The sequence below is a fragment of the Arthrobacter sp. TJ-58 genome, assembly GCF_058269295.1.
The window spans coordinates 345,635-370,015 of sequence record NZ_JBZCNM010000002.1 but is presented as its reverse complement, the minus strand read 5'-3'; the positions used below and the strand labels follow the sequence as shown (position 1 = coordinate 370,015).

Here is a 24,381-nt window from a genome sequence, read left to right as displayed (position 1 = left end):
CCCGGTTCACCGGACTGCGGGGGCTTTTTACTGCGTCTTGACGTCTACCGCCGGGCCGCGGTTTGGCGCTGTCGCTGGACCACCGCGAGGGCACCGGCACCGGTCAGCGCCATCAGGGTTCCAATTCCGCCGATGGCCAGTTCGGCCGCATTCAAACCGGTGGCGGCCAGTTCCACAGTTCCATCCGCGGCGGCCGGACCCTGCTGCGCGGCGAGGACCGTGACTGCCTGTTCCACGCTGAAGGTGCTCCAGCCTGCGAGGATTCCGTCCCGGAACAGAGCCACCTTGTGTTCGCCGGCTGCCAAAACGGCCGGAATGCCTGCCTCAAGCGAGCCCGTGGCATCCGCAGTAACAGTGCCCAGGTTGACCCCTGCGGAGGGAATAGCCACTTCATAAGCGGCGCCGGCTCCGAGGCCGGAGATTCGCAGCTGGCTGCCGGAAGCAACTGCTGTCACGTTGCCCTGTGTCGATGCAGTGAGGAGCGAGTCCCGCCCGGAGACAACCTGTTCCACAGTAGCGACGGGGACGGCGGCCCGGGCCGCTGCCTGCTCGGCGGCCAGGCGCGCTTCCTGTTCGGCGGCAGCCTTTGCAGCGAGAGCCTGGGCTGCAGCATCATCGGCCTGCTTGGCGGCGGCCTGCTCAGCCACAGCATCTGCGGCGGTTTTGAGAGCAGCGGCGTCATCGGCGGACTTCCGAGCTGCTGCCTCTTCCGCAGCCCTGGCATCGGCTTCCGCGGCGGCTTTCTCAGCGTCGGCTTGAGCCGCGGCTTCGTCCACAGCCTTGGCTGCGGCTTCCGCGGCGGCTTTTTCAACGGCGGCGTTCTGGGCAGCTTCTTCAGCAGCGGCACGAGCGGCTGCTTCCTGAGCTGCCTTTTCAACTGCTGCCTTCTCAGCCGCAGCGTCGGCTGCAGCCTTCTGAGCAGCAGCCTCTTGAGCCGCCTGCTCGGCAGCAGCACGGGCCGCAGCCTCGTCCGCAGCAGCACGTGCGGCGGCTTCCTGAGCTGCCTTATCAACCGCAGCCTCGGCTGCAGCCTTCTGAGCAGCAGCCTCTTGAGCAGCAGCCTCTTGAGCAGCCTGCTCAGCGGCGGCACGGGCGGCAGCTTCCTGGGCAGCCTGCTCAGCGGCGGCACGGTTGGCTTCCTCGCGCGCTGCCGCTTCTTCCTCCGGAGACACCGAGTACCGGCCAAACTTGGCGGTTGCCAGATACGCGCCCTGGTTCGGGCCGGCGGTCAGCTGGACCGCACCCAGTCCAATATCCGTGTCCGAGGCTCCGAGCATGTTCGCGCGGTGTAGCGGCGAATTCACCCACCAGTTGAAGGCCTCATCGGCACTCATGTTCCAGACGATGTTTTCGTGGAAGGCATAGGACCCCGGGCTGTGCTGGAAGACACCGGCGCCGTGGACGTTGGCCTGGTCCGCTGACTGCTGGGTCCAGGACTGCGATTCCGCGGACATCTGGTCGTTCCAGCGCAGCGGTGCCAGCGCATACTGCGCCCGGTAATCGTTGATCAGGGTGTAGAGGCGTTGCGCGAACTGCGCATCCCCTGAGCTGCTTGCCGACGCGGACGGTATCGAGATCACCGCCGTCGTCAGTGCAATGGCAAGCGCCGCGAAGACGCTCACAAGTTTCTTTATGCGCATAGGGCATCCTTATGCCTCGAGACCCAGTGAAAACACCGAAGCCGGAACGTGCGCAGTTTCCCCCAAAAGCTGCGGTGCCCGGCAAAAAGGCACGGGGCAACCCAGTGAACTTACCGCAGGGGTCCCTAAATAAACAATGGCACCTCCAATATCACCAGTAACACTGTTAACAAATTGGACACGCTGAACTGTGATGAATAAGGCACGATCACACCAGGCGCGGACCGAAGCCGTCTTCAGCCTCCGCTTGTCTGAGAAACCCGATGGCCGCCGAACCCGCCAAAGCTGGACACTCGGCGACTCGCGGGCATCCTTCGTGCAACTAACGGGGCTATGGAAAATCTCTCGTGCAGCTGACGGGCTTAAAGGGGCTCAAATGAGGAGTTTGAGCCCGTCAGCTGCACGAAGGATTCCGCAGTGCGGGTTTTGAGCCCGTCAGCTGCACGAAGAATTCTTCGGCGGAAACTTACTGCTCCGAAGCCTGCAGCGCGGCACCCTTCCGCAGGGTTTCACCGCGGAAATATCCCGGGTTGCGCCAATACATCAGCAGCATCAACACGACACCGAGGGCGATGACGCCGGTTCCCAGAATGAACACCAGCCCAACACCGCCGATGGACGACCCGGACCCGTAGTCCGGGTCCAGGGAATCCACCGCGGTCTTGAGGAACATGACGAACAGGATGACGGCGCCGGCCAGCGGGGCGAGGAATTTCAGCAGGAAGCTGCGCAGCGAGCTAAACGCTTCCGCCCGGAAGAACCAGACACAGGCCATTGCCGTAATCCCGTAGTAGAAGCAGATCATCAGGCCCAGCGCGGTAATGGTGTCCCAGAGTGCGTTTTCCGAGAGCAGCCGGGTGAGCGTGTAAAAGCCTGCGGCGGCGACGGCGGAGGCCACCGTGGCGTAGCCCGGCGACTTGTGGACCGGGCTGATGCTGCCGAACCGCCGGGGCAGGGCACGGTAGTGGCCCATGGCCAGCAGTGTCCGTGCAGGCGACACGAAGGTCGACTGCAGCGACGCGGCAGAGCTGCTGAGGATGGACAGGGACATGAGGATGGCAAACGGTCCCATCACCGGACCGGCCAGCACCGCAAAGATGCTTTCCTGGTTGTCCGGGTTTCCTGCCCCCAATTCGCCCTCGCCCACTCCGGCATAGGCCAGCACGGCAAGGGACACCATCATGTAGACCAGCACAATCACGAACACCGTCACGGTGGCGGCCCGCCCCGGGGTCTTGTCCGGGTCCTTCGTTTCTTCGTTCATGGTCAGGGTGACGTCCCAGCCCCAGTACACAAAGATGGACAGCGACACTCCCGCGGCGAAGCTGGAGAAGGAGTCCACGGCGAAGGGGTTGAACCACTCGGCAGTGATGGGAGTGGCGTCAAACGCCGTTCCCGCTCCTACATGGATAAACGCTGCCACTGAGAACCAGCCCAGAACCAGCAGCTGGAACCCCACCAGGACGTATTGGAAGACCTTGGTGGTTTCCAGCCCGCGGTAGGAAATCCAGCAGGCGCCGGCAATAAAGATGCAGGTGGTGAGGATGTTAAGCGGCAGGTTGGTGGTCAGATCGGCAATGGAGTCATTGCCGGTGACCTGCGCGAGCATGAGGTAGAAGAAATCCACGGCCACCGCTGCGAGGTTGGAGAGCACGATGATGGTGGCCGCGATCAGTCCCCATCCGCCCATCCAGCCGATCCACGGACCAAAGGCACGCGTGGCCCAGGTGAAGGAGGTGCCTGAGTCCGGCATCGCGTTGTTCAGTTCCCGGTAGCCCAGCGCCACCAGGATCATGGGAATGAAGCCCACCAGGAAGATGGCCGGCAACTGCACGCCCACCTCGGAGACGGTTGGGCCCAGCCCGGCCGTCAGCGTGTACGCCGGCGCGATGCAGGACACGCCGATCACCACCGCCCCGAGCAGGCCTACTGTTCCCGCCTTCAGTCCCTTGCGGCTGAGACCGCCGGCGGCGCCTTCCCGGCCCGGAAGTATTTTGCTGGAGCTCATGTGGTCACCTCTGAGGGGCTGGATGTGCCGCCGGCCCGGAAATTCCGGGGCACCACGACCATGGGGACGGGGAGGCTGCGCAGCACCTTGCTGGCAGTGGGTCCGAGGAAAAGCTGATTGTTTGCAGCCAGCCTGCTGGAACCGATGAGCATGATGTCGCCGTCGTCGAAGTCCAGATCGTCGACCGCATTCTCGATCGTGCGGCCGGAGGCAACGACGGCGGTGACCGGGCACCGACCGGCGGCCAGCTCCCGGGCTTGGGCGAGGCGGTCCTCGGCATGCAGATGCGCCTCCAACACGGCATTTTCATCCCGGGACGGAGCATCGAGGGCCACCAGGGAGACCAGGCGCAGGGGTAGCCCGCTCCGCGCGGCGGTCCGCACCGCGGTTTCCAGGACGTCTTCGGCGCCGCGGCGGTTGCCCACCGCGCAGGTGATCCGGGTCAGCGGTGCGGTCCGGCTGTAGCCGTGCGGCGCCAGTGCCACCGGAACCTGCGCGGCGTGGAGCAGGGCATTCGCCACGCTGCCGACGGTGAAGCGCTTGAACATCCCGTTGCTCGAGGCGCCCACCACGATCAGGCCGGCGCCGAACTCCTCCGCGGCGTCAATGAGCCCGTGCGCGTCGGAGTCGGCGTTGCGGATGTATCCGGCGGCCCGGACGTCGTCGGGCACCTGGGCCAGACCTTCGGAGAGCCACTGTTCCAGCTGTTCTTCCAGCAGGTCCCGGTAGCCGCTTTCGGGCGGATAGACGGCTGTGTAGGGAGAGTGCACCGGGTCAACCATGACCAGGTCCAGCTCCGCGTCCTGGGTCCGGGCCAGGGCTGCGGCCAGGTTCAGGGCATCCCTGCCCCGTTCGTTGGCGGTGTATCCGACGACGTAGCGCATGGGCGTGCCTAGCCCTTCCCGGGGTCTGAGGCGAGGATGCGCTCGGCGGTGAGCTGGCCCATCCGGACCGCGCCGTCCACGTGCTGGTACCCCTCGGCCGCGAGGTCGGAGGAGGACCAGTAAATGGGTCCGACGGGCTTGAGCTGGTCCGGGCCGTAGCGGTGCAGGCCGCCGAGGTCATAGCTGGCCGCGTAGGCTCCCCGCGTCCACTCCTCCGAGCCCCAGTCCGATTCGTAGTAGACCTCGGGCGTCAGTGCCTCGTCACCCAGGAACGCCGCCAGGGACGCCAGGATGGCCTTGCGGCGGTCCTCAACCGACAGCTCGAACATCCGGTCGGCCTTCTCATCGGAAATGAAACCGACCAGGGTGCCGCGCGGGTCCTCGTGGTTGGTGTTGTCGTAGATTTCCTGGACCAGCTCGCCGGCGCCGAAGCAGGTGCCGGACAGCCCGGCTTCCCGCCAGAAGGGGGTGGAGTACACGGCATGGACCTTGATCACCAGGCCCAGGGACTGGTGCTGGTGCATCTGGTGCTGGCGGCGCGGCAGCGGCGGCTCGAAGGAGACCCGGGAATACAGGTTCGGCGGCACGGCCATAACGGCACGGCGGGCGTGAACGGTGACATTGTCGGCAACGGCGGTCACGCCGTCGTGCGCGGTGCCGTCCTCCCCCGGCCAGCGCACGAAGCGCACGGGGGCACAGAGGACGACGTCGTCGCCCAGGTCCGCGGCCATGCGCTCGGACACCTGCTGCATCCCGCCCGCCACGCGGCGGTCCAGGATGAAGTCCTCATCCACCAGGTTGGAGAAGGAGCCGGCGGAGGCGGCCATCAGCAGCGCCTGCAGTGCGGAGAAGGCGTGGGCGGGCTTGGTGAGCATGCCGCCGGCTACGAACAGTCCGATGTTGTTGCACGCTTCTTCATCGGCGGACTGCTCGCGGAGCCAGTGATGGAAGGAGATGGTGTCCAGTTCCCGGGCACGGGGATGGTTCCAGGGTGCCGCCGGATCCGTTTCCGCGGCCAGCACGTCCAGGAGTTCGATGAGGCGGAGCATTTCCTTTTCCGTCTCAGCGTTCACCGGGAAGATTTCACCGGTGTAGGTGCTGCGCGTCCCGTCCGGGGCAATGTAGACCGAGTCGCCGGAGCGGTAGCGTTCGAACGTTTCCAGGCCCAGTTCCTCAAGGAGGGCGATCAGGGCCGTCTGGTCGGGAGAAACCCACTGGCCGCCGATTTCCAGCATGGCGCCGTCGATGGTGTCCGTCCAGGTGCGTCCGCCCACCCGGTCGCGGGCTTCCAGCACCGCCACGCTCAGGCCTGCGGCCTTCAGCTTCCGGGCCGCGCTCAGGCCCGAGGGCCCGGCTCCAATGATTACAACGTCACGTTCCAGCGTTTTCACGGTGTCCTTTCCCGCGGCCGGGAGGGCCGCCGTTCTTCCAGTAAATGAATGATATTCATTTACTGGAAGAACTGTAGCGTGCGTCACGTGTGCAGGGAAGCCGGTCCATGGGCGCAATTCCCCGTGTGACACCATGAAGACCTGTACCGCCGAAGGGAAAAGGGCACATGACAAGGGACGAAACCCGCCGCAGGAGTGCCGGACGGCCGGTGAAACGGGTGCTTTCGCAGGAGCGGATTGTGACGGCAGCTCTGGCGGTCATCTCCTCCGGCGGTTACGGAGCCCTCACCATGTCCGCACTGGCCCGCCGTCTGGGGGTGGCGCCGTCGGCCCTGTACAACCACGTGGAATCCAAGCAGGAAGTGCTGCGCTGGCTGCAGGACTACGCGATGTCCTCAGTGGACGTGTCGGGGTTTGCCAGCCTGCCCTGGGACGAGGCGCTGCGCGAGTGGGCGCGTTCCTACCGGGATGTTTTTGCCCGGCACACGCCGCTGATTCCGGTCATTGCCGTGCTGCAGGTCAGCGGCGCTCCGCGCACGCTCGCGATGTACGAGACAGTCTCGGCAGGACTGGAACGTGCGGGCTGGCCCGCGGACCGCATAGTGCCCGCCATTGTCGCGCTGGAATCTTTTATTTACGGCTCGGCGTACGACGCCGGGGCGCCGGCTGACATTTTTGACACCGGCACGCTGGCGGCGGACAGCCCGCACTTCACGGCTGCGGTGCAGCAACAGCCGGGCCGTGCCGAAGGTCGGGCTGCCGACACCGCCTTCGAAGCGGGGCTGGACGCGCTGGTGACGGGCCTGGGCAGGCGCGCCGGACTCCGGGTGGAGTCCGGCGCCGCCTGAGCCTTTTTCTTGCGGGGGAACCGGCAGGTCAGGCCAGGGCGCGGACGGCCGCTTCCAGCACGTCCAGGGCGTCCGCCAGCAGTTCCTCGCCGATGACCAGCGGCGGGAGCAGGCGCACCACGTTGCCGTAGGTGCCGCAGGTCAGGACGATGACGCCCTCGGCCAGGCAGGCCGCGGCAACGGCCTTGGTGATGTCGGCGTCCGGGGTCTTGGTTCCGGGCTTCACGAATTCCAGCGCCAGCATGGCACCGCGGCCGCGGACCTCGCCGATTACGCCGGTTTCTTCCGCAAGCTGCCGCAGGCGCGGAACCGCCACTTCCTCGATCCGGCGGGCACGGCCGGCCAGGTCAGCGGTTTCCATGGTCTGGATGGCTGCCAGCGCGGCGGCGCAGGCAACCGGGTTGCCGCCGTAGGTGCCGCCCAGGCCGCCCGCGTGGACGGCGTCGAGCAGTTCCGCCCGGCCGGTCACGGCTGAAAGCGGCATGCCGCCGGCAATGCCCTTGGCCATGGTCAGGATGTCCGGAATGACGCCCTCGTGCTGCACGGCGAACCATTCCCCGGTGCGGCAGAAGCCGGACTGCACTTCATCGGCAATGAAGACGATCCCCTTGGACTTGGCCCATTCGGCCAGCCGCGGCAGGAAGCCTTCGGCCGGAACAATGAAGCCGCCTTCACCCTGGATCGGCTCGATCAGGATGGCCGCCGTCTGGTCCGCGCCGATCTGCTTTTCAATGGCCAGGATGGCCCGGTCCGCGGCTTCGGCGCCGGTGATCTCCGGATTTTCCTCGCGGAACGGGTAGCTCATGGGCATCCGGTAGATTTCGGAGGCGAACGGCCCGAATCCGGTCTTGTACGGCATGGCCTTGGCGGTCAGCGCCATGGTGAGGTTGGTGCGCCCGTGGTAGGCGTGGTCAAAGGCGACGACGGCGTCGCGGCCGGTGGCGGACCGGGCAATCTTGATGGCGTTTTCCACGGCTTCGGCGCCGGAGTTGAAGAGCACGGTGCGCTTTTCGTGGTCCCCGGGAGTGACTTCGTGCAGCTTTTCGGCCAGCGCAATGTAACCCTCATAAGGGGTCACCATGAAGCAGGTGTGGGTGAAGTGCTCCACCTGGTCCTTGACGGCGTCCACGACGGCGGGGTCCGAGGCGCCCACGCTGGTCACGGCAATGCCGGAGCCCAGGTCAATGAAGGAGTTGCCGTCCACGTCGCGGATGATCCCGCCGTCGGCATCAGAGACATAGACCGGCACCGAGGAGGCAACCCCCTTGGCGACTACGGCCACCCGGCGGCGGTTCAGTTCAGCGGACTTGGGTCCGGGGAAGGTGCCGTTGATACTGCGCTTCTGTTCCAGCCGGTAGGCGGGTGAGACGGCTTGGGTGCTCATGGGTTGTGCCTTTCAAACGGTGCTGCGGGTTGTTGGTGGTGCGTCTTGGCAGGGCATTCAGCGCCGCCGTGGCGGTGCGTGCCGGTTAGGCGTCCAGTGCGGTCATGACGTGCTTGATCCGGGTGTAGTCCTCCACGCCGTACATGGACAGGTCCTTGCCGTAGCCGGAGCTCTTGAATCCGCCGTGCGGCATTTCGGCCGTCAGCAGGATGTGGGTGTTGATCCAGACGGCGCCGAAGTCCAGGTCGCGGGCCAGGCGCATGGCGCGGCCGTGGTTGGAGGTCCAGACGCTGGAAGCCAGCGCGTATTCGACGTCGTTGGCCATTTCCACGGCTTCTTCCTCGGTGCTGAAGCTCTGCACCGTGATGACCGGGCCGAAGGTTTCCTTCTGCACAATGTCATCGTCCTGGCGTGCGCCGGTGATGACGGTGGGCTCGAAGAAGAAACCCTTGGCGCCGGCCCGCTTGCCGCCGGTGGCAATGCTGCAGTGCTCCGGCAGGGAGTCGATGACTGCATTGACCGCATTGAAGTGGTTGATGTTGTTCAGCGGACCGAAGTAGTTCTCTTCGGAATCCTCGTTCCCGGTCTGCAGGGTCTTGGTGTGTTCCACCAGGGCAGACACAAACTCGTCCTGCGCGGATTCCTCAACCAGGACGCGGGTGATGGCGGTGCAGTCCTGGCCGGCGTTGAAGAAGGAGAATTCAGCCACGGCCTGGGCGGTCTTCTGCAGATCCGCGTCCGCGAAGACCACTGCCGGTGCTTTTCCGCCCAGTTCCAGGTGGGCGCGCTTGAGCGTCTTGGCTGCGCCGGAAGCCACGGCGATGCCGGCGCGGACGGACCCGGTGATGGAGACCAGGCCGGGCACGGGATGCTCCACCATGGCGGCGCCGGTTTCGCCGGTGCCCAGGATGACGTTCAGGACGCCGGCGGGGAAGATTTCGCCGGCGAGGCGGGCCAGGACCAGCGTGGATTCGGGGGTGGTGTCGGAGGGTTTGAGCACCACGGTGTTGCCGGCGGCGAGCGCGGGGCCGATCTTCCAGATGGCCATCAGCAGCGGATAGTTCCAGGGCGCAACCTGGGCGACGACGCCGATCGGCTCACGGCGGACGAAGGAGGTGTGCCCCTCCAGGTACTCCCCTGCGGACTTGCCCTCCAGGAGGCGGGCCGCACCGGCGAAGAACCGCAGCTGATCAGCACCCACTGCTACTTCCTCCGCCGCGATGACGGAAGGAACCTGTCCCGTGTTGCGGTGCTGGGCCTCCACGAGCTCATCCGAATTGGCTTCCAGCGCGTCAGCCAGGCGCAGCAGCATCAGCTGGCGTTCGGACGGGGTGGTCCGCTTCCAGGTGGTGAAGGCCGCGGCGGCGGCGGCCATGGCGGCGTCGACGTCCGCCTGCACGGAGACGGGAGACGAGGCAACCACTTCGCCGTTGACCGGGTTGATGATTTCCAGCTGCTCGGTTCCCCGTGCCGGAACAAACTCTCCGTTGATAAAGTTCTGCAGCGTCTGGGCCATGGCTTGCACTGTCCTTTCAGAAGGCGGTCCCCGGACTCCGTTGCCCGGGGCTTTTCTCCCAACCTATGCCGTGCAACGCAGGTCACATAGGGGCAACAGGACAAGAACACACCGTGCCGCCTGTGCAGACGCCCAAATGGCCACCCCTATAGTTACCCCATGCCGATTTTCCTTTCCGACCTCCTGGCCGCTCCCGGGCTGGACCTGATCCAGCACGGCACCGCTGCGGTTGCCGCCGCTCCCCTGCAGTGGGTGGCCGTCACCGAACTTGAGGATCCGCTTCCCTTCCTCGGCGGCGGCGAGGTGGTCCTGACCACGGGACTTCGGCAGCGCACCGGGGCGGTGCAGCGCAGCTTCGTGGAGAGCGTGCACCGGGCGGGGGCACTGGCCATCGGCTTCGGCACCGGCCTGAGCCATGCAAAGGTGCCGGCCGCCCTGATCGATGCCGCCAACCGCCAGGGCCTGCCCGTGTTCGAAGTGCCGTATCAAACTCCGTTTGTGGCCCTGGGCAAGATGGTGGCCGATGCGCTGTCTGCGGACCACGTCACCCAGCTCCGGGAACTGCTGGCCGCCCACCAGTCCCTGGCCGGAGCACTGCTGGGCGGCAAGGGCCTGCCGGGACTGCTGCAGGAACTCGCCGGGCTGCTGGGCAACCACGTGTCCCTGCACCAGTACGGTGCACGGGTGTTCGCGACCGGTTCCGATGCCGGCGACACTGCGTCCAGGCACCGCGTTCCCATCGCCACCGGGCTGCGGGACCGCTGCGCCCTGGTGATCACCGAACCCTACCGGCGCCCCGACATCGTGGCCTACGCACAAAGCCTGATCAGCGTGGAGCTGAGCAACCAGGCCCGCCGCCGCGCCCGCGACCGGGCAGTGACCGGGCAGCTGCTTACCGACGTCGTGGCCGGGCGGCTGGCCGGAAACGACGCCGCGCTCCGTCTCCAGGGCGCCGGGATCTCCATGGCCAGGCGGCACCTGACCTTTCTGGTGGAGGTGGCCTCAGGCCAGGTGCGTTCGCTGCCCACGCTGCCGCTGCCCGCAGAGTTCGACGGCGCCGCCACCGCCGTCGTCGACGGGCGGCTTGCCGTGGTGGTTCCGGAGGGAGCCCGCACCGACCTGGCCGGCATCCTGCGCGATTATCTCTACGGCAGCGGGCTGACGGCGAAAATTGGCGTGGGCGGTTCCTATGCGGAGAGCGCCGGACTGCGCTGGAGCTATTTTGAGGCCAAGGAGTCCCTGCAGCGCGGACAAAGCATCAACGAACCCGAGCGGCTGAGCCTCACCTCGCTGCTGATGTCCGGCACCGACGTTCCGCTGGCAGATCTGGCCGCTGAGGCGCTGGACCCCTTGACGGATTTCGACGCCGGCCATGATGCGAAGCTGCTGGAAACACTGGAACAGTATTTGGCCCTGAACGGATCGGTGGCTGCAGTAGCCGATGAGCTGGGCCTGCACCGGAACACCGTGCGCTACCGGCTGGGGCAGATCACCGAGCTGACCGGCTACGATCCGGCAGTGACCGCGGACCGCGTGCATTTGTTCCTGGCGCTGAACGTCCGCAGGCTCGGCCTCGGCGCGGTGTGAGTGTAGAGATGACGCCGCACCGGCTCATCGAGCGTAGAGATGGCGCCGCATTGAGGCGCTGAAAAGAGTATCGCCTCGACACTCGGGGGGCGCAGGGGCATTATCTCCACATTCGGCGCGGTGTGAGCCTGCAAAAACCCTCGTTGCCCGTTACCGCCCGGTAACCATATTCTGGAGGGATGACCAACAGCGTGCAGCCGGCCCGAACCATCCGCTGGCAGGGCGAGGATGACTCCGCACGCCAGGACACCGCAGCGGTCTCCTTCCGCTCCCGGGAACTCGCTGCCAGCGGCACTTCCACCACCGGCGAGTATTCCGCGTCATGGTCGCTGTCCACGTCTCCGGGCTGGGTAACCACCCGCTTCTCCATCCGGGTGGAGGGACAGGGCTGGTCCAGATCGCTGGAACTGACCCGATCCGGTGACGGCAAGTGGTCCGCCGAGACCCAGGAATCCGGCGATGCGGGTCTGCCCGTCCCGGGAATCGAGGATCCCGGCGCCTTGGACAACGCCCAGGATATCGACCTGGCCCTGTGCCCCCTGACCAACACCATGCCCGTTCTTCGCCTGGACCTGCTGACTGCCTCCGCCCCGGCCGATGACACCAAGCTCACCGCAGCGCGGGTGGAAATGCCCAGCCTGCGGGTCCTGCCCAGCGATCAGGTGTATTCGCAGGTTTCCGCCTATGACCGGGACCGGGGCTACGGCGTGGTGCTCTTCAGTTCCACCTCCCACGGCTTCACCGCGGAGCTGACCGTGGACGCCGACGGAGTTGTCATTGACTACCCCGGGCTCGCCCGCCGCATGCACTGAGCCGGCCGCCGGGTGCACCGGGCTGCCTCCGGCCGCGGCTAGGATTGAAGTACACCACCCGCAATTTTGGAGACCCCATTGAGCCAAATGTTCCTGGACAAATTCAAAGCCCTGGTCCCCAAGTATCTTGAGGACGACTGGCGCGAAGAAGAAGACGGCATCCCCGCAGACATCCTGAATGAGATGCTGGACGCCCACGACTTCCCCATTCCCCTGGTGCTGCGAGAGTTTTACCTTGCCCTGGGCAACAGCGAAGACCTCATGGAGGCGTACCACTTCTTCTGGGATCCGGACGAGCTGGAAATCGAAGACGGTTACCTGCTCTTCCTGGAAGACGAGGACGAGAAGTTCGCGTGGGGCTTCCGCGTGGACCAGCTGGATGTCCCGGACCCGATCGTCTGGCGCCGCAACAACGCCCGCGGTGACTGGCAGAGCGAAGAGGGCACCTTCAGCGAATACGTCTTTGACATGTTCGAGTGGGTCTTCGAGGAAGATCCCAACTAAGCCCTACCCCCGGAAGGAACCTGAATGCAGCAGCACGGCACCGTTAATGATGTGTGGCCCAGCCACGCGCCGGAAAACTACCAGTGTCCGTTCTGTGACATGGCATCCGGGGATTTCACCTCCCCCGGGAACCTCTGCGAACCCGGGGACCTGGTGTATTCCGATGAGCTGGTGCTGGCGTTCATCGCATCGCACGGCTTTGATCCGGAGCCGGGCCACGTCCTGGTGACGCCGCGGGAGCACTTCGAGCTGCTCTATGAACTGCCCGACGACGTCGCTGCCCGCATCATGCTCGTCACCCGGGACATGGCGGTGGCCATCAAAAAGGCCTGGCGGCCCGACGGCGTGACCACCCGGCAACACAACGAGCCGGCGGGCAGCCAGCATGTGTGGCATTACCACCAGCATGTGCTGCCCCGCTGGACCGATGACGGACTGTATTTCACGCCGAAGCGGCCCATCGTGCCGCCGGCCGTCCGGGCCCGCAAGGCCGCCGAACTTCGCGCCGTCCTATCGGGCGGACCGACCCGGCATTGATGCTGCGCCGCGAGTATCGCCCCCGGCCCTACGGCCGTGACCGGTCAGTCTCGGGTTCACGGTCCCGGCTCCAGGCATGGGCGTAAAGGCCAAGCGCGGCTTCCTCCTGGGGAGTAATGCCAAACCGGTTGATCAACTTTCGGCTTTGATAAAGGGTCAGGAACTCCGCGCTGCGGCTGATGCGGGCCTTATCCGCCTGGTACAGGTAAGAATCCACGGCGCGGCTCCAGCGCTTACGCCAGGTGTCGACGGACGGCTCGGCAGCGATGGCGGACATGATATTGAGTGCGGGAACGATCTGTGCAGCCGTCCGCAATGTCAGGGCTTGGCGTGCGCGTTCCGCCTGGGGTCCAAAAGACTCCGTGCAGCTGCGCAGATGCCTCGTCCAGTAGTAGTCCCAGCTAAGCGCCCGGCGATCCGGCCACAGTGCCGAACGGGGTCCGCGCATCATGGCATAAGCCGTGTCGTGGAGAAGCAGGGCCGCGAACGCCGAGCGGGTGCCGGCCGCGGCAAAACGGCCCAGTGCCCAAGCCGCGAGGTCCGAGGAAAGTTCCGCCGCTTCGCTGGTGAGCGCAATACCCTTGATGCCTCCGAAGGAAGCCATGACTGCCTCGATGTGCGGCGTGGCTGGCTGCCCCTGGGGTGGCGGGTATTCGCCGCGGTGTTTCTCGAAAAGATCCAGCTCCCCCAGCTGGGGCGAGCACTGGATCGCGAGAGCCTGTGCAAAGCGCTTCAGGCGGCCCGCGATCTCGCCCCGGACCAAAAAATGCACCTGTACGCTCGGTTCCCTGGCATCCAGACGCCGTAAGTAGAAGATCCGCTCGGCCCCCCACAATTTGGCCTGGGCAGTCAGCGGCGTGACCACGTGCCTGACGACGCCGTCACACACCTCCGGACGCGCCGGCTGCACCGTCAGCACCCACCAGCCCGTCACCTCAGCCTTCTGCGGCAAGGACCTGGCCGGCACCGCCCCGGCCTGCTGCACTTCACGGCGCGTGGACACAACTTGGCTCATGATCACTCCCCTGGAATCTACTATGGCGTAGTGGTTCACAGCGTTGCAGAGACCCGGAAAGTGCCTTCTGACCTGCAGAAAAAATATAGTAAGTATGCTTACATGGCTTGCCGGGGGCGGCCGCTTCCGTTAAGGTCCGCCCCTAGACGTCCCGCTCCACCACGGCCACGGCAAAGCTGGCCAGTGCCTGCTTGACCACGGTGTCCGGCAGCGGCTGCAGCGCGGCGACGGCTTCGTCGGACCACTGCCGGGCTACGGCCCAGGCCTCGGCCGTGGCCGGGTTGCCGCGCAGTGCACGCACGGCGGCGGCCAGTGCGGCATCCGAGCTCAGGTCCCCGTCCACCAGTTCCAGGACGGCGGCCGCGTCGGCGTCCCCCGCAGCGGCGTTGCGGCGCAGCAGCAGCACCGGCAGGGTGGGCACGCCTTCCCGAAGGTCGGTGCCCGGGGTCTTTCCGGATTTGGCCTCGAGGCCGGTGACGTCAATGACGTCGTCGGCCAGCTGGAACGCGGTGCCCACCTTCTCGCCGTACTCCACCATCACGTTGATGGCCCGGCGGTCTGCGCCGGAGAAGAGCGAGCCGAACTCTCCGGCCGCCGCAATCAGCGACGCTGTTTTGCCGGAGATGACGGACAGGTAGTGTTCCAGCGGATCCTGGCCTTCACGCGGTCCCACCGTTTCATGCAGCTGGCCCATGCAAAGCCGTTCAAAGGTGCGGGCCTGAATGCCCAGGGCTTCGCCGCCGAGCTCGGACACCAGCGAGGAGGCACGGGCAAAAATCAGGTCTCCGGTCAGCACCGCCACCGAGTTTCCCCACACCTCGTGGGCGGTGGGCGCACCGCGGCGCATCGGCGCCGAGTCCATGACGTCGTCGTGGTAGAGCGTGGCCAAGTGCGTCAGTTCGACGACGACGGCGGCCTGGATGACGGCGTCGTTCACCGGCTCGGGACCCAGGTGGGCGGCCAGCAGCGCCAGCAGCGGGCGGATCCGCTTGCCGCCGGCCTGGGCCAGGTGGCGCGAAGTCGCATCGGCAAAAGGATCGGCGTTGGCGATCGCTTCCAGGAGCCGGGTTTCCACCAGTTCCAGGGATGCGGCAATGGAAGGGCCCAGCTGGGGGTCTTCGGCAATGAGCGCAAATCCTGCCGGCAGGGCGGGCGAGGCATCGTCAGCGGCAATGTCCGGGCTGGTGTTCGAGGATTCAGTCACGGTGTGAACTAACTTTTCGTCGGAGCGGGTTGGACTGCGGGCGGGAGGGCCCGTCTTGGTTCGAGGCTGCCGGGACAAGTGCTTCCAGCACGGCAATAACTCTATCCTCCAAAGCCTTGTCATTGCGGTCCGTGAGGTTGGCCAGCATCCGCACCACAAACTTCATCAGCACGGGAAGGGGCATGCCGGTGCGCAGGGCAAGCTTCATGATGGCCGGTTTGCCGATCAATCCGGCGAAGATCCGGCCCAGGGTGAAGTGGCTTCCCCACTCTGCGCGGATGTGGTCCGCGTAGCCGGAAAGCCGGTAGTCGAAGGCTGCCTGGGCGGACAGGATTCCCGGAGTGCGTGCCTCGGCTTCGGCGGCCACAATGAAGTCCGCCGCGAACCGTGCGGATTCCATGGCATAGGAGATGCCCTCGCCGTTGAACGGGCTGACCATGCCGCCGGCGTCGCCAAGCAGCAGCAGGCCCGGAGAGTAGTGCGGGGTGCGGTTGAAGCCCATCGGCAGCGCCGCGCCGCGGATCTCCCCCACCTGGTTTTCCGGCGTGAAGCCCCACTCGGCAGGCATGCCGTCAGTCCAGTCGCGCAGGACCTTGCGGTAGTCCAGCTTGCCGAATTCCTTGGAGGAGTTCAGGATACCCAGGCCCACATTGGACGTGCCGTCTCCCACGCCGAACACCCAGCCGTAGCCGGGCAGGGGGTTTCCGGCGGCGTCGGGCAGTTCCAGCCAGCCTTCCATCCAGTCATCGTTGGTGCGCGGGCTCTGGAAGTACGTGCGCACGGCAACGCCGAGGGGCCGGTCGTCGCGCTTTTCGATGCCGAGGCTCAGCGCCGTGCGGCTGGAGTTGCCGTCCGCCGCCAGCACCACGTCGGCAAAGAACTCACGGGTTTCCCCGGTGCGCCGGCCGGCGTCGTCGAGCACGTTGGCCACCACTCCGGTGACCCGGCCGTCGTCGCCGCGAAGGGCGGACGTCACCGAATGGCGCTCCAGGATGAGCGCGCCGGCGTCCTGGGCATGGCGGGCCAGGGCCTCGTCAAAGCCCAGGCGGGTGCGGATCAACCCGTAATCGGGGAAATTGGAGAGCACTGGCCAGGGCAGTTCAACGGTCCGGCCCGCAGCGATCAGGCGCAGGCCCTTGTTGCGGCGCCAGCCTTCGGACTCCTCATGAGGCAGGCCCAGGAGCTGGATTTCGCGGACGGCGCGGGGCGTCAGTCCGTCGCCGCACACCTTTTCCCGCGGAAAGGCGGTTTTTTCCAGGACCGTGACGTCCACACCCGCACGGGCAAGGTAGTAAGCAGCGGTGGAACCGGCTGGGCCGGCTCCAACAATGAGGACCTTCACTTAGCTGGCTGTCCTACCCGGCTTCACGGCGCGGTGGATAGCCACAATGCCGCCGGTGAGGTTCCGGTAAGCCACGTCGTCCCAGCCGGTTTCCGAGATCCAGGCAGCCAGTCCGTCCTGGTTGGGCCAGGCTCGGATGGACTCGGCGAGGTAAACATAGGCATCCGGGTTGGAGGCCACCTTGCGGGCGATGGCGGGAAGGGCCCGCATCAGGTATTCCGTGTAGACGGTGCGGAAGACGGGCACGGTGGGCGAAGAGAACTCGGCGATGACCAGGCGCCCGCCGGGCTTGGTGACCCGCAGCATTTCCGCGAGCGCCTTCTTGGGCTCGTTCACGTTGCGCAGGCCGAAGGAAATGGTGGAGGCGTCGAAGGAGTTGTCCTCGAACGGCAGGTTGGTGGCATCACCGGCAACAAAGTCAATGTCGGGACGGCGGCGCTTGCCCACCTTGAGCATGCCCAGGGAGAAGTCGCAGGCCACCACATCAATGCCGGCATCCGCGTACGGTTCACTCGATGTGCCGGTCCCGGCGGCCAGGTCAAGCACCCGCTGGCCGGGCTGGGCACCCACGGCATCCACCACCAGGCGGCGCCAGCGGCGGGTCTGTCCCATGGACAGCACGTCATTAACGATGTCGTATTTCGGTGCCACGTCATCAAACATGGCAGCGACTTCATCCGGGCGTTTTTCCAACGATGCGCGCTTCACTCGATCATTGTCTCAAAGAATGTCCTAGGGACCGAACGCGCGCCGTGTCTTTCGCCTCACGGGCAGGAGCCTCATCCCCCGCAGCGGCGCCGAAAGCACGCCCGGGCATACCGCCGCGAGGAGTAGGCTGGAGTCATTATGACCACCCTGCGTTCCCTGACCGTGCCCCTTGGTGAATTGTCCGCCACAATCGGGCTGCTGGAGTATCTGGTCCTCAATGACCAGCTTGCCTGGATACGCAGCGGTGAGGGGCTGGTGGGCTTCGGTGAAACGGCCCGCTTCACCGCCAGCGGACCCGAGCGGTTTGCCGATGCACAGCAGTGGTGGCTGAAGCTTGCTTCCGACGCCGAGATCGATGATCCGCTGTCCGTCCCCGGCAGCGGGCTGGCAGCCTTCGGATCCTTCGGCTTTTCCAAGCGCTCCCCCTTTGAATCCCGGCTGATCGTGCCGGAGATCGTGGTCGGCTCCCGGGACGGCGTCGCCTGGATCACCCAGACCACTGCGGACCCCGACGCCAAGCTGAGCCTGGCGTCCGCGCAGGCAGCCCTCGCCCTGCATCTGGATGCCCTCCCTGCCGCCCGTGAACCGGACACCCGTGACCGCCTTCTGCCCGGCATCCTCAGCGAAGCCGAGTGGAAGAACGCCGTCACGCGCTCGGTGGCGCACATCAGTGCCGGGGACCTCAGCAAGATTGTGCTGGCCCGTGACATTGTGGCCTCCCTCGCCTCCCCGGTGTCCGCGGCGCAGGTTCTGCGGGAGCTGGCCCTGCGTTACAGCAGCTGCTGGACCTATTCCGTGGACGGGTTGATTGGCTCCACGCCGGAGATGCTGATCAAGGTGGAGAACGGCGTCGCCCGCGCCCGGGTGCTGGCCGGAACATTGGACCGCGCCACTGCCCCCGCTGACGACCCCGAGTATCCGCTGCGGGTGCTGGTCGGCTCCGACAAGCAGCGCCACGAACACCAGATCGCGATTGATTCACTCACCCGCCAGCTGCTGCCCTTCACTTCCTCCATGACCTCGCACAGCGAACCCTTTGTCCTGGAACTGCCCAATGTGTGGCACCTGGCCTCGGACGTCACCGCCGAGCTGGCTCCCGGGCCCGACGGCGGGATCCCCACTTCGCTCGCGCTGGTAGAGGCGCTGCATCCCACTGCGGCAGTGTGCGGTTTCCCCACGAGTGTGGCCGGCGAGCTGATCAGCGAGCTTGAACACATGGACCGCGGACCGTACGCGGGACCCGTGGGATGGATGGACGCGGCGGGCAACGGAGAATGGGGCATTGCGCTGCGCGGCGCCGTGATCGAAGATCCCCATACTGTACGGCTTTATGCAGGCTGCGGCATCGTCGCTGGCTCCAACCCGGCCGCGGAGCTGGCTGAGACCTGGAGCAAGTTCCGCCCGATGCTGGAAGCCCTGGACCTGGACCGCGTCCGCCCGACCCCCGGACCTTAAGCGGCACCCTTGACGGTGCGACGAAGGTTGTGTATAGACATCGCCTCGGAGTGCGTATAATTGAGTGAGCGTGCATAACTATGCATCGCCCATCAAGGCAGCTGCACCGGCTCACCGGAGCCGGTCCCGTCCTTCCGATCTGAGGTTCTAACTCCCATGCAGTTCAAAGCTCGCACCGCACTGTCGGCCGTTCTGGCCCTCGCCGCCCTGACCGCAACCGCCTGCGGCGGCGGCGGCACAGCGGAAACAGAATCCGGGGCACCCCTGGTCAACGAGGGCACACTGACGGTGTGCTCCAATGTCCCGTTCGAGCCCTTCGAATATGTTGGCGAAGACGGCGAATACACCGGTTTCGACATGGATCTCAGCCGCGAGATTGCCGCCGGCATGGGCCTGGAAATGGAAGTCCAGAACGCCAGCTTCGACGGCCTGCAGAGCGGGACCGTCCTGGCCGCCAACCAGTGTGACATCATTGCCGCCGCCCTCACCATCACCGAAGACCGCGCAGCAAACCTGGCCTTCTCGGACCCCTACTACGACTCCCTGCAGTCGCTGCTCGTTCCCGCCGATTCGCCGGCCGCCTCCCTGGAAGACATGTCCGGCAAGAAGATCGGCATCCAGCAGGGCACCACGGGAGAAACCTACGCCCGCGACAACGCCCCGGACAGCGCCGAGGTCCTCGCATTCCAGACCGACGGCGAGCTGTTCCAGGCGCTGCAGGCCGGCACCATTGACGGCGTCCTCCAGGACCTGCCCGTCAACCTCGACCACACCGACGGCGGAAAGTTCAGCATCGCGGGAACCTACCCCACCGGAGAGTCCTACGGACTGGCCGCCAAAAAGGACGGCAGCGAGGAATTGATCAAGGAAATCAACGCCCAGCTGGCCGAGATGCGCAGCAACGGAAAGTACCAGGAAATCTACGACGAGTACTTCACCGAATAAATACCTGCCTCGGCAGGACGGGGCCCGGCGCGCGGCAATATTCATCTCAATGAAATATGACGTGCGTAGAATCTAGATTGCTTTCATCTGTTTATGAAGGAGCAATCGCCACTGGCTCCGTCCACGAAAAGGTTGTAGATCCATGCTGAACAAAGCACGCAGAACCGCGCTCACCGCTGTAGCCCTGAGCGCCCTGGCACTGACCGCCTGCGGCGGTGACGATTCAACGGCCGAGGGCGCGGGTGATTCCGGGCTTGGCCTGGTATCCGAAGGCACCCTGACGGTGTGCTCCGAGATTCCTTTTGAGCCTTTCGAATATGAAGAAAACGGCGAATACACCGGCTTCGACATCGATTTGATGAAGGCGATCGGCGCCGGCATGGATCTGGATGTGGAAATCCAGCAGCAGGGATTTGAAGCCATCCAGAGCGGCACGGCGGTGAACGCAGGAATGTGTGACATCAGCGCCAGCGCCATCACCATCACGGAGGAGCGTGCCCAGAACATCGAATTCACCGACTCCTATTTTGATTCGGTGCAGACTCTTCTGGTTCCGGCTGGCTCCGATATCAAGGGAATTGATGACCTGGCCGGCAAGACGGTAGGCGTACAGCAGTCCACCACCGGCGCGGATTATGCCAAGGAAAACACCAAGGACGCCGAGATCATCGAATACCCCGGCGACGGCGAGATGTTCCAGGCCATCAAGGCCGGCAGCATTGACGTGATTCTGCAGGACATCGCTGTCAATGCGAACCACACCAAGGACGGTGCCTTCGATATTGTCGAGGAGTACCCGACCGACGAGTCCTACGGCTTTGCAGCCAAGAAGGGCAACACCGAACTGGTCGAAAAGATCAACACCCAGCTGACCGAGTTGCGAGACAACGGGAAGTACACCGAAATCTACGACTCGTATTTCGCTGACTAAGCACTGACACAGCACTGAACGTTCCGCCGTCCCGGATAAGAAACCATCCGGGACGGCGCCTCATACATCTTCCCCGGAAGGCTCCATCTTGAAACCGTCCACCCGCAGACTCCTCTTCCGGGGAGTCCTGTATGCCGTCTTCATCCTGGTCATCGCTGCCATCGTCCTGCTCGCGGACTGGAAAGCCATCGGAGTGAACTTCTTTGATCCCGAGGTGGCCAAGAAGGCCTTCCCGACGATCATCACCGTGGCTGCGAAGAACACGATTATCTACACCGCCATAGCCTTTGCCGGCGGATTGGCACTGGGCCTCATCCTGGCCCTGATGAAGCTCTCTCCCGTGGCGCCCTACCGCTGGGCCGCCACTGCCTATATTGAAATCTTCCGCGGCCTTCCGGCCCTGCTGGTGATTTTTGCGTTTGCCTTTGCGGTGCCGATTGCGTTCTCCTGGCGTCCGCCGGGCGGCAACGCCGGTGCCGGCCTGATCGCCCTCATCGTGGTCTCGGCAGCCTATATCGCCGAAACCATCCGTGCCGGCATCCAGGCTGTTCCCGCAGGCCAGATCGAAGCCGCCCGTTCCCTGGGCATGGGTCCGGCCTGGACCATGGTGTCGGTGACCCTGCCGCAGGCCTTCCGCATCATCACCCCGCCGCTGACCAACGAACTGGTCATCCTGATCAAGGACACTTCGCTGCTGTTCATCGCCGGCATGGCGCTGGGCGACCGGGAACTCACCACCTTTGCCCGCGACGCAGTCTCGCAGAACGCCAATGCCACTCCGCTGGTGCTGGCCGCCCTGATGTACCTGATCATTACGCTGCCGCTGACACAGCTCGTGGCACGGCTTGAACGACACAACCAGAGAGGCCGGTGAAGGTCATGAGCACTGAAGCAACCAGCTCCCCCGCCGCCGCCAGCAACGCGGTGCCCGCCATCCAGGTGCGGGATCTGCACAAGACTTTCGGTTCCAACGAGGTGCTCAAGGGCATCGACTTCCATGTGGACCAGGGTGAAGTGGTCTGTGTAATCGGCCCGTCCGGTTCCGGCAAGTCCACTTTGCTGCGCTGCGTCAACCGCCTTGAGGAGCCCACCAGCGGCACCATCCTGGTGGAAGGCGTGGACATCACCGACCCCGAGACCGACCTGGACAAGGTCCGCACCCGGATCGGCATTGTGTTCCAGCAGTTCAACCTCTTTCCGCACCTGAATGTGCTGAAGAACCTCACCCTGGCCCAGCGCCGGGCCAAGAAGCGCGACAAGGCCGAGGCGGAGGAAGTCGCCCGCAGGAATCTGGCCAAGGTGGGCCTGGCGGACCGCGGCGATGCCTTCCCCGCCCAGCTCTCCGGCGGACAGCAGCAGCGCGTGGCCATTGCCCGGGCGCTGTCCATGGATCCGGACATGATGCTTTTTGACGAACCGACGTCCGCCTTGGACCCGGAGTTGGTGGGCGACGTCCTCGCCGTCATGCGCCAGCTGGCCGAAGAAGGAATGACGATGATGGTGGTGACCCACGAGATCGGCTTTGCCCGCGAGGTGGGCGACCGCGTGGTCTTCATGGACGGCGGTGTTGTCGTGGAGCAGGGAACCCCCGGCGAAGTCCTGGATAACCCGCAGCACCCGCGCACCCGCGAGTTCCTCTCCAAGGTGCTCTAGCGCTTTCTTCCGTAACAAACAGCAGCCCTTCCGCACTTGTGCGGGAGGGCTGCTGTTTGTCTTTCGAGGCCGGCCGGGTCAGGCCAGCACGGCGTTCACTGCGTCTTTGACCCGTGCATGCAGGTCCCGCAGCGCGCTGCGCTGCACCGGAACCTCGATGATGGACCGACCGGACACCGGGGCATCCAAGGCGGCGTCGAGCTCATCGACGCTGTGCACCAACCGGTGCGGAACGCCGTAGCCGGCCGCCAATGCGGCCAGGTTGGCGGTGTGCGGGGTGCCGAAGAAGCGCTCGACGGCGGCTCCGTATTCTTCGCGCTCCCCCAGTTCCCCGTGCTCCAGCAGGGAGAAAATACCGCCGCCGGAGTCGTTGAGCACCACAATCTGCAGGTCCGGTTCCGGTTCGCCGGTACCCAGCAGCAGGGCGCCGGCGTCGTGCAGGAAGGTCAGGTCCCCCAGCAGCAGCCGGGTGGGAATGCCGTTGGCCAGGGCAATGCCGGTGGCGGTGGAGATAGTGCCGTCAATCCCGGCCAGCCCGCGGTTGGCGTAGACGTCCAGCGGATGCCAGTCCGGAGCTGCCACCAGGTCCATGTCCCGGATGGTGTTGGAGGATCCGAGCACGAGGTTCCCGTCCGCATGGTCCCAGACCAGATCCGCCACGTGCAGGCCGGTGAGTTCGTGTTCCGCCTCGAGCAAGGCGGACACAGCGGCCATGGCAGCCGCCGATGCGTCCTGCCAGCGCCGCAGCCACCCCGGTGCCCCGGCGCCGGCGAAATCAAAGAGCCCGACCAGGTCCGTGATGACGGTTTCAGGCCGGCGGCCGGGCGTGAACCAGTTGACCGGGCGCGGAACGTACAGGGCTTTTCCGACGTCGCGGCGGGCCAGCAGTGCGGCCACCGGACGGGAGAGGGTGGGCCGGCCGAAGACGACCACCCGTTCAACCTCCGGGCCGAGCTCTTCCAGCAGCAGCCGGTACGCGCCGATCGCGTTCGGGCCGAAGCGGGCATTGGAAGAGGGCTCTGCCAGCAGCGGCAGACCCGCCCGCCGGGCAAACAGTGCCGCAATCTCTCCCGCGCCGTCGCCGGCCACCACCACGGTTCGGTGCGCATCGGAGCGGTTCAGCACCGATGCTTCCCGACCGGTGGCGGCGGGCTCGGAGGGCGGCGCAGCGGCGGCACCGCCGTCGTTCTCCGCTGCGGGCAGCTCCCCCTCATCCCCTGCCTGCGGAATCAGCGGGTCGCGGAACTGCAGGTTGATGTGGAGCGGCCCGGCGGGAGTTTCCGCACCCGCCCGGGCAAAGGCAGCGGCAATGGCGCCGGCAGGGTCCTCCCCCGCCCGGATGTCAGCGGCCGCAGCGGGGAACTGCGCGAAAATACCGGGCTGGACGGTGGTCTGGTTGGCACCGGTGCCGTGCAGTTCAGCGGGCCGGTCGGCGGAAAGCACCACCAGGGGAACACCGGAGTGGTGAGCCTCCATCACGGCCGGAACCAGTTCTCCCACCGCCGTTCCGGAAGTGGTGACGACGGCGGCGGGGCGGTGCCCGCCCCGGGCCAGGCCGAGGGCGGTGAAACCGGCGACGCGTTCATCGATCCGCACATGGACCCGGACCCGGCCCTGCACTTCGGCTTCCGCCAGTGCGTAGGCCAGCGGCGCGCTGCGGGAGCCGGGGGCGACGACGACGTCGGTCACTCCGGCGGCCGTCAGCGCGGATACCGCCGAGCGGGCGGCCTGCAGCGAGCTGAGGTTGGTTGCCGCCTTCGGTTCAGTGCTGCGGGCGGATGGGGTCAGGCTGGGGGACTTCGAGGATCCGGTCACTCTTCCATCCTAGGGTTTGGGACCCGTGCCCACACGAACACCGTGACCGCAGCAGCCAGGGTTATTGCACCTAATAATGCGGCCACCCACGCCTGGTACGGATCATGCGAACCAAAAAGTGCGGGCAGCGTCAGGACAAGTCCTGCACCCGCTGCCACCATTGCACTAAAGACAGCGAGAAATGCACGGCTCTTTGTCTGGT

At 65.6% G+C, this 24,381-nt stretch carries 21 protein-coding genes; 10 read left to right on the top strand and 11 right to left on the bottom strand.

Annotation, left to right across the window (positions count from 1 at the left end; all coding sequences use genetic code 11):
- Positions 1–44: 44 nt before the first annotated feature.
- From AC4D2W_RS07890 to AC4D2W_RS07875, 4 genes are all read right to left on the bottom strand, one after another.
- Positions 45–1,640: a CAP domain-containing protein gene (locus AC4D2W_RS07890; protein WP_490926372.1), complete on the bottom strand. Its 1,596-nt coding sequence runs from the start codon at positions 1,638–1,640 to the stop codon at positions 45–47.
- Positions 1,641–2,106: 466 nt separating this feature from the next.
- Positions 2,107–3,648: an APC family permease gene (locus tag AC4D2W_RS07885; RefSeq protein ID WP_490926371.1), complete on the bottom strand. Its 1,542-nt coding sequence runs from the start codon at positions 3,646–3,648 to the stop codon at positions 2,107–2,109.
- Positions 3,645–4,532: a universal stress protein gene (locus tag AC4D2W_RS07880; RefSeq protein WP_490926370.1), complete on the bottom strand. Its 888-nt coding sequence runs from the start codon at positions 4,530–4,532 to the stop codon at positions 3,645–3,647. Before AC4D2W_RS07880 ends, AC4D2W_RS07885 begins: the two co-directional genes overlap by 4 nt.
- A gap of 8 nt (positions 4,533–4,540) precedes the next feature.
- Positions 4,541–6,058: a flavin monoamine oxidase family protein gene (locus tag AC4D2W_RS07875; RefSeq protein ID WP_490926369.1), complete on the bottom strand. Its 1,518-nt coding sequence runs from the start codon at positions 6,056–6,058 to the stop codon at positions 4,541–4,543.
- Positions 6,059–6,090: 32 nt separating this feature from the next.
- Here AC4D2W_RS07875 and AC4D2W_RS07870 point away from each other — a divergent pair, with 32 nt between their 5' ends.
- Positions 6,091–6,771 carry a TetR/AcrR family transcriptional regulator gene (locus AC4D2W_RS07870; protein WP_490926368.1) on the top strand — a complete coding sequence of 227 codons (681 nt, stop codon included), beginning with the start codon at positions 6,091–6,093 and terminating at the stop codon, positions 6,769–6,771.
- A 28-nt stretch (positions 6,772–6,799) separates the two neighbouring features.
- On the opposite strand, the gene gabT is transcribed toward AC4D2W_RS07870, so the two are convergent.
- Both gabT and AC4D2W_RS07860 read right to left on the bottom strand, forming a co-directional pair.
- A complete protein-coding gene (gabT, locus tag AC4D2W_RS07865; protein WP_490926367.1) occupies positions 6,800–8,155 on the bottom strand; it encodes a 4-aminobutyrate--2-oxoglutarate transaminase in 1,356 nt (451 codons plus the stop codon).
- 85 nt (positions 8,156–8,240) lie between these two features.
- Entirely contained in the window at positions 8,241–9,671 is a 1,431-nt protein-coding gene (locus AC4D2W_RS07860; protein WP_490926366.1) for a gamma-aminobutyraldehyde dehydrogenase, read from the bottom strand.
- Between the two features lie 159 nt (positions 9,672–9,830).
- On the opposite strand from AC4D2W_RS07860, the gene AC4D2W_RS07855 reads away from it, so the two are divergent.
- The 4 genes from AC4D2W_RS07855 to AC4D2W_RS07840 all read left to right on the top strand — a co-directional run bounded on the left by AC4D2W_RS07855 (position 9,831) and on the right by AC4D2W_RS07840 (position 13,111).
- Positions 9,831–11,258, top strand: coding sequence for a PucR family transcriptional regulator (locus AC4D2W_RS07855; protein WP_490926365.1), 1,428 nt, complete (start codon positions 9,831–9,833; stop codon positions 11,256–11,258).
- A gap of 179 nt (positions 11,259–11,437) precedes the next feature.
- Positions 11,438–12,070, top strand: coding sequence for a putative glycolipid-binding domain-containing protein (locus tag AC4D2W_RS07850; protein WP_490926364.1), 633 nt, complete (start codon positions 11,438–11,440; stop codon positions 12,068–12,070).
- 78 nt (positions 12,071–12,148) lie between these two features.
- Positions 12,149–12,574 carry a hypothetical protein gene (locus AC4D2W_RS07845; RefSeq protein WP_354178213.1) on the top strand — a complete coding sequence of 142 codons (426 nt, stop codon included), beginning with the start codon at positions 12,149–12,151 and terminating at the stop codon, positions 12,572–12,574.
- A 24-nt stretch (positions 12,575–12,598) separates the two neighbouring features.
- Positions 12,599–13,111, top strand: coding sequence for an HIT family protein (locus AC4D2W_RS07840; RefSeq protein WP_490926363.1), 513 nt, complete (start codon positions 12,599–12,601; stop codon positions 13,109–13,111).
- Positions 13,112–13,139: 28 nt separating this feature from the next.
- Here AC4D2W_RS07840 and AC4D2W_RS07835 read toward each other — a convergent pair whose 3' ends face one another.
- The 4 genes from AC4D2W_RS07835 to AC4D2W_RS07820 all read right to left on the bottom strand — a co-directional run bounded on the left by AC4D2W_RS07835 (position 13,140) and on the right by AC4D2W_RS07820 (position 17,380).
- Positions 13,140–14,126: a lantibiotic dehydratase C-terminal domain-containing protein gene (locus tag AC4D2W_RS07835; RefSeq protein WP_490926362.1), complete on the bottom strand. Its 987-nt coding sequence runs from the start codon at positions 14,124–14,126 to the stop codon at positions 13,140–13,142.
- Between the two features lie 142 nt (positions 14,127–14,268).
- Positions 14,269–15,330, bottom strand: coding sequence for a polyprenyl synthetase family protein (locus AC4D2W_RS07830; protein WP_490926361.1), 1,062 nt, complete (start codon positions 15,328–15,330; stop codon positions 14,269–14,271).
- Positions 15,323–16,672 (bottom strand): geranylgeranyl reductase family protein, encoded by a 1,350-nt coding sequence (locus tag AC4D2W_RS07825; protein WP_490926360.1) that lies wholly within the window; start codon positions 16,670–16,672, stop codon positions 15,323–15,325. Before AC4D2W_RS07825 ends, AC4D2W_RS07830 begins: the two co-directional genes overlap by 8 nt.
- Positions 16,673–17,380, bottom strand: a complete 708-nt coding sequence (locus AC4D2W_RS07820; RefSeq protein WP_490926359.1) for a demethylmenaquinone methyltransferase — start codon at positions 17,378–17,380, stop codon at positions 16,673–16,675.
- Between the two features lie 138 nt (positions 17,381–17,518).
- On the opposite strand from AC4D2W_RS07820, the gene AC4D2W_RS07815 reads away from it, so the two are divergent.
- From AC4D2W_RS07815 to AC4D2W_RS07795, 5 genes are all read left to right on the top strand, one after another.
- Complete coding sequence (locus AC4D2W_RS07815) at positions 17,519–18,835, top strand: isochorismate synthase (protein ID WP_490926358.1); 1,317 nt, start codon at positions 17,519–17,521, stop codon at positions 18,833–18,835.
- 156 nt (positions 18,836–18,991) lie between these two features.
- Positions 18,992–19,780, top strand: a complete 789-nt coding sequence (locus AC4D2W_RS07810; protein ID WP_490926357.1) for a basic amino acid ABC transporter substrate-binding protein — start codon at positions 18,992–18,994, stop codon at positions 19,778–19,780.
- Positions 19,781–19,922: 142 nt separating this feature from the next.
- On the top strand, positions 19,923–20,711 hold the full coding sequence (locus AC4D2W_RS07805; RefSeq protein ID WP_490926356.1) for a transporter substrate-binding domain-containing protein: 789 nt from the start codon (positions 19,923–19,925) through the stop codon (positions 20,709–20,711).
- Between the two features lie 88 nt (positions 20,712–20,799).
- On the top strand, positions 20,800–21,585 hold the full coding sequence (locus AC4D2W_RS07800; protein WP_490926355.1) for an amino acid ABC transporter permease: 786 nt from the start codon (positions 20,800–20,802) through the stop codon (positions 21,583–21,585).
- 5 nt (positions 21,586–21,590) lie between these two features.
- Positions 21,591–22,364, top strand: coding sequence for an amino acid ABC transporter ATP-binding protein (locus AC4D2W_RS07795; protein WP_490926354.1), 774 nt, complete (start codon positions 21,591–21,593; stop codon positions 22,362–22,364).
- A 78-nt stretch (positions 22,365–22,442) separates the two neighbouring features.
- Here the strand turns inward: AC4D2W_RS07795 and menD are convergent, their stop codons facing one another.
- Positions 22,443–24,179 (bottom strand): 2-succinyl-5-enolpyruvyl-6-hydroxy-3-cyclohexene-1-carboxylic-acid synthase, encoded by a 1,737-nt coding sequence (menD, locus tag AC4D2W_RS07790; protein WP_490926353.1) that lies wholly within the window; start codon positions 24,177–24,179, stop codon positions 22,443–22,445.
- Between the last annotated feature and the right edge of the window lie 202 nt (positions 24,180–24,381).

Excerpts from the sequence above, each read along its gene's own strand:
- AC4D2W_RS07890 (WP_490926372.1), bottom strand. The coding sequence starts at position 1,640 with ATGCGCATAAAGAAACTTGTGAGCGTCTTCGCGGCGCTTGCCATTGCA.
- AC4D2W_RS07885 (WP_490926371.1), bottom strand. The coding sequence starts at position 3,648 with ATGAGCTCCAGCAAAATACTTCCGGGCCGGGAAGGCGCCGCCGGCGGT.
- AC4D2W_RS07880 (WP_490926370.1), bottom strand. The coding sequence starts at position 4,532 with ATGCGCTACGTCGTCGGATACACCGCCAACGAACGGGGCAGGGATGCC.
- AC4D2W_RS07875 (WP_490926369.1), bottom strand. The coding sequence starts at position 6,058 with ATGGTGTCACACGGGGAATTGCGCCCATGGACCGGCTTCCCTGCACAC.
- AC4D2W_RS07870 (WP_490926368.1), top strand. The coding sequence starts at position 6,091 with ATGACAAGGGACGAAACCCGCCGCAGGAGTGCCGGACGGCCGGTGAAA.
- gabT (WP_490926367.1), bottom strand. The coding sequence starts at position 8,155 with ATGAGCACCCAAGCCGTCTCACCCGCCTACCGGCTGGAACAGAAGCGC.
- AC4D2W_RS07860 (WP_490926366.1), bottom strand. The coding sequence starts at position 9,671 with ATGGCCCAGACGCTGCAGAACTTTATCAACGGAGAGTTTGTTCCGGCA.
- AC4D2W_RS07855 (WP_490926365.1), top strand. The coding sequence starts at position 9,831 with ATGCCGATTTTCCTTTCCGACCTCCTGGCCGCTCCCGGGCTGGACCTG.
- AC4D2W_RS07850 (WP_490926364.1), top strand. The coding sequence starts at position 11,438 with ATGACCAACAGCGTGCAGCCGGCCCGAACCATCCGCTGGCAGGGCGAG.
- AC4D2W_RS07840 (WP_490926363.1), top strand. The coding sequence starts at position 12,599 with ATGCAGCAGCACGGCACCGTTAATGATGTGTGGCCCAGCCACGCGCCG.
- AC4D2W_RS07835 (WP_490926362.1), bottom strand. The coding sequence starts at position 14,126 with ATGAGCCAAGTTGTGTCCACGCGCCGTGAAGTGCAGCAGGCCGGGGCG.
- AC4D2W_RS07815 (WP_490926358.1), top strand. The coding sequence starts at position 17,519 with ATGACCACCCTGCGTTCCCTGACCGTGCCCCTTGGTGAATTGTCCGCC.
- AC4D2W_RS07810 (WP_490926357.1), top strand. The coding sequence starts at position 18,992 with ATGCAGTTCAAAGCTCGCACCGCACTGTCGGCCGTTCTGGCCCTCGCC.
- AC4D2W_RS07805 (WP_490926356.1), top strand. The coding sequence starts at position 19,923 with ATGCTGAACAAAGCACGCAGAACCGCGCTCACCGCTGTAGCCCTGAGC.
- AC4D2W_RS07795 (WP_490926354.1), top strand. The coding sequence starts at position 21,591 with ATGAGCACTGAAGCAACCAGCTCCCCCGCCGCCGCCAGCAACGCGGTG.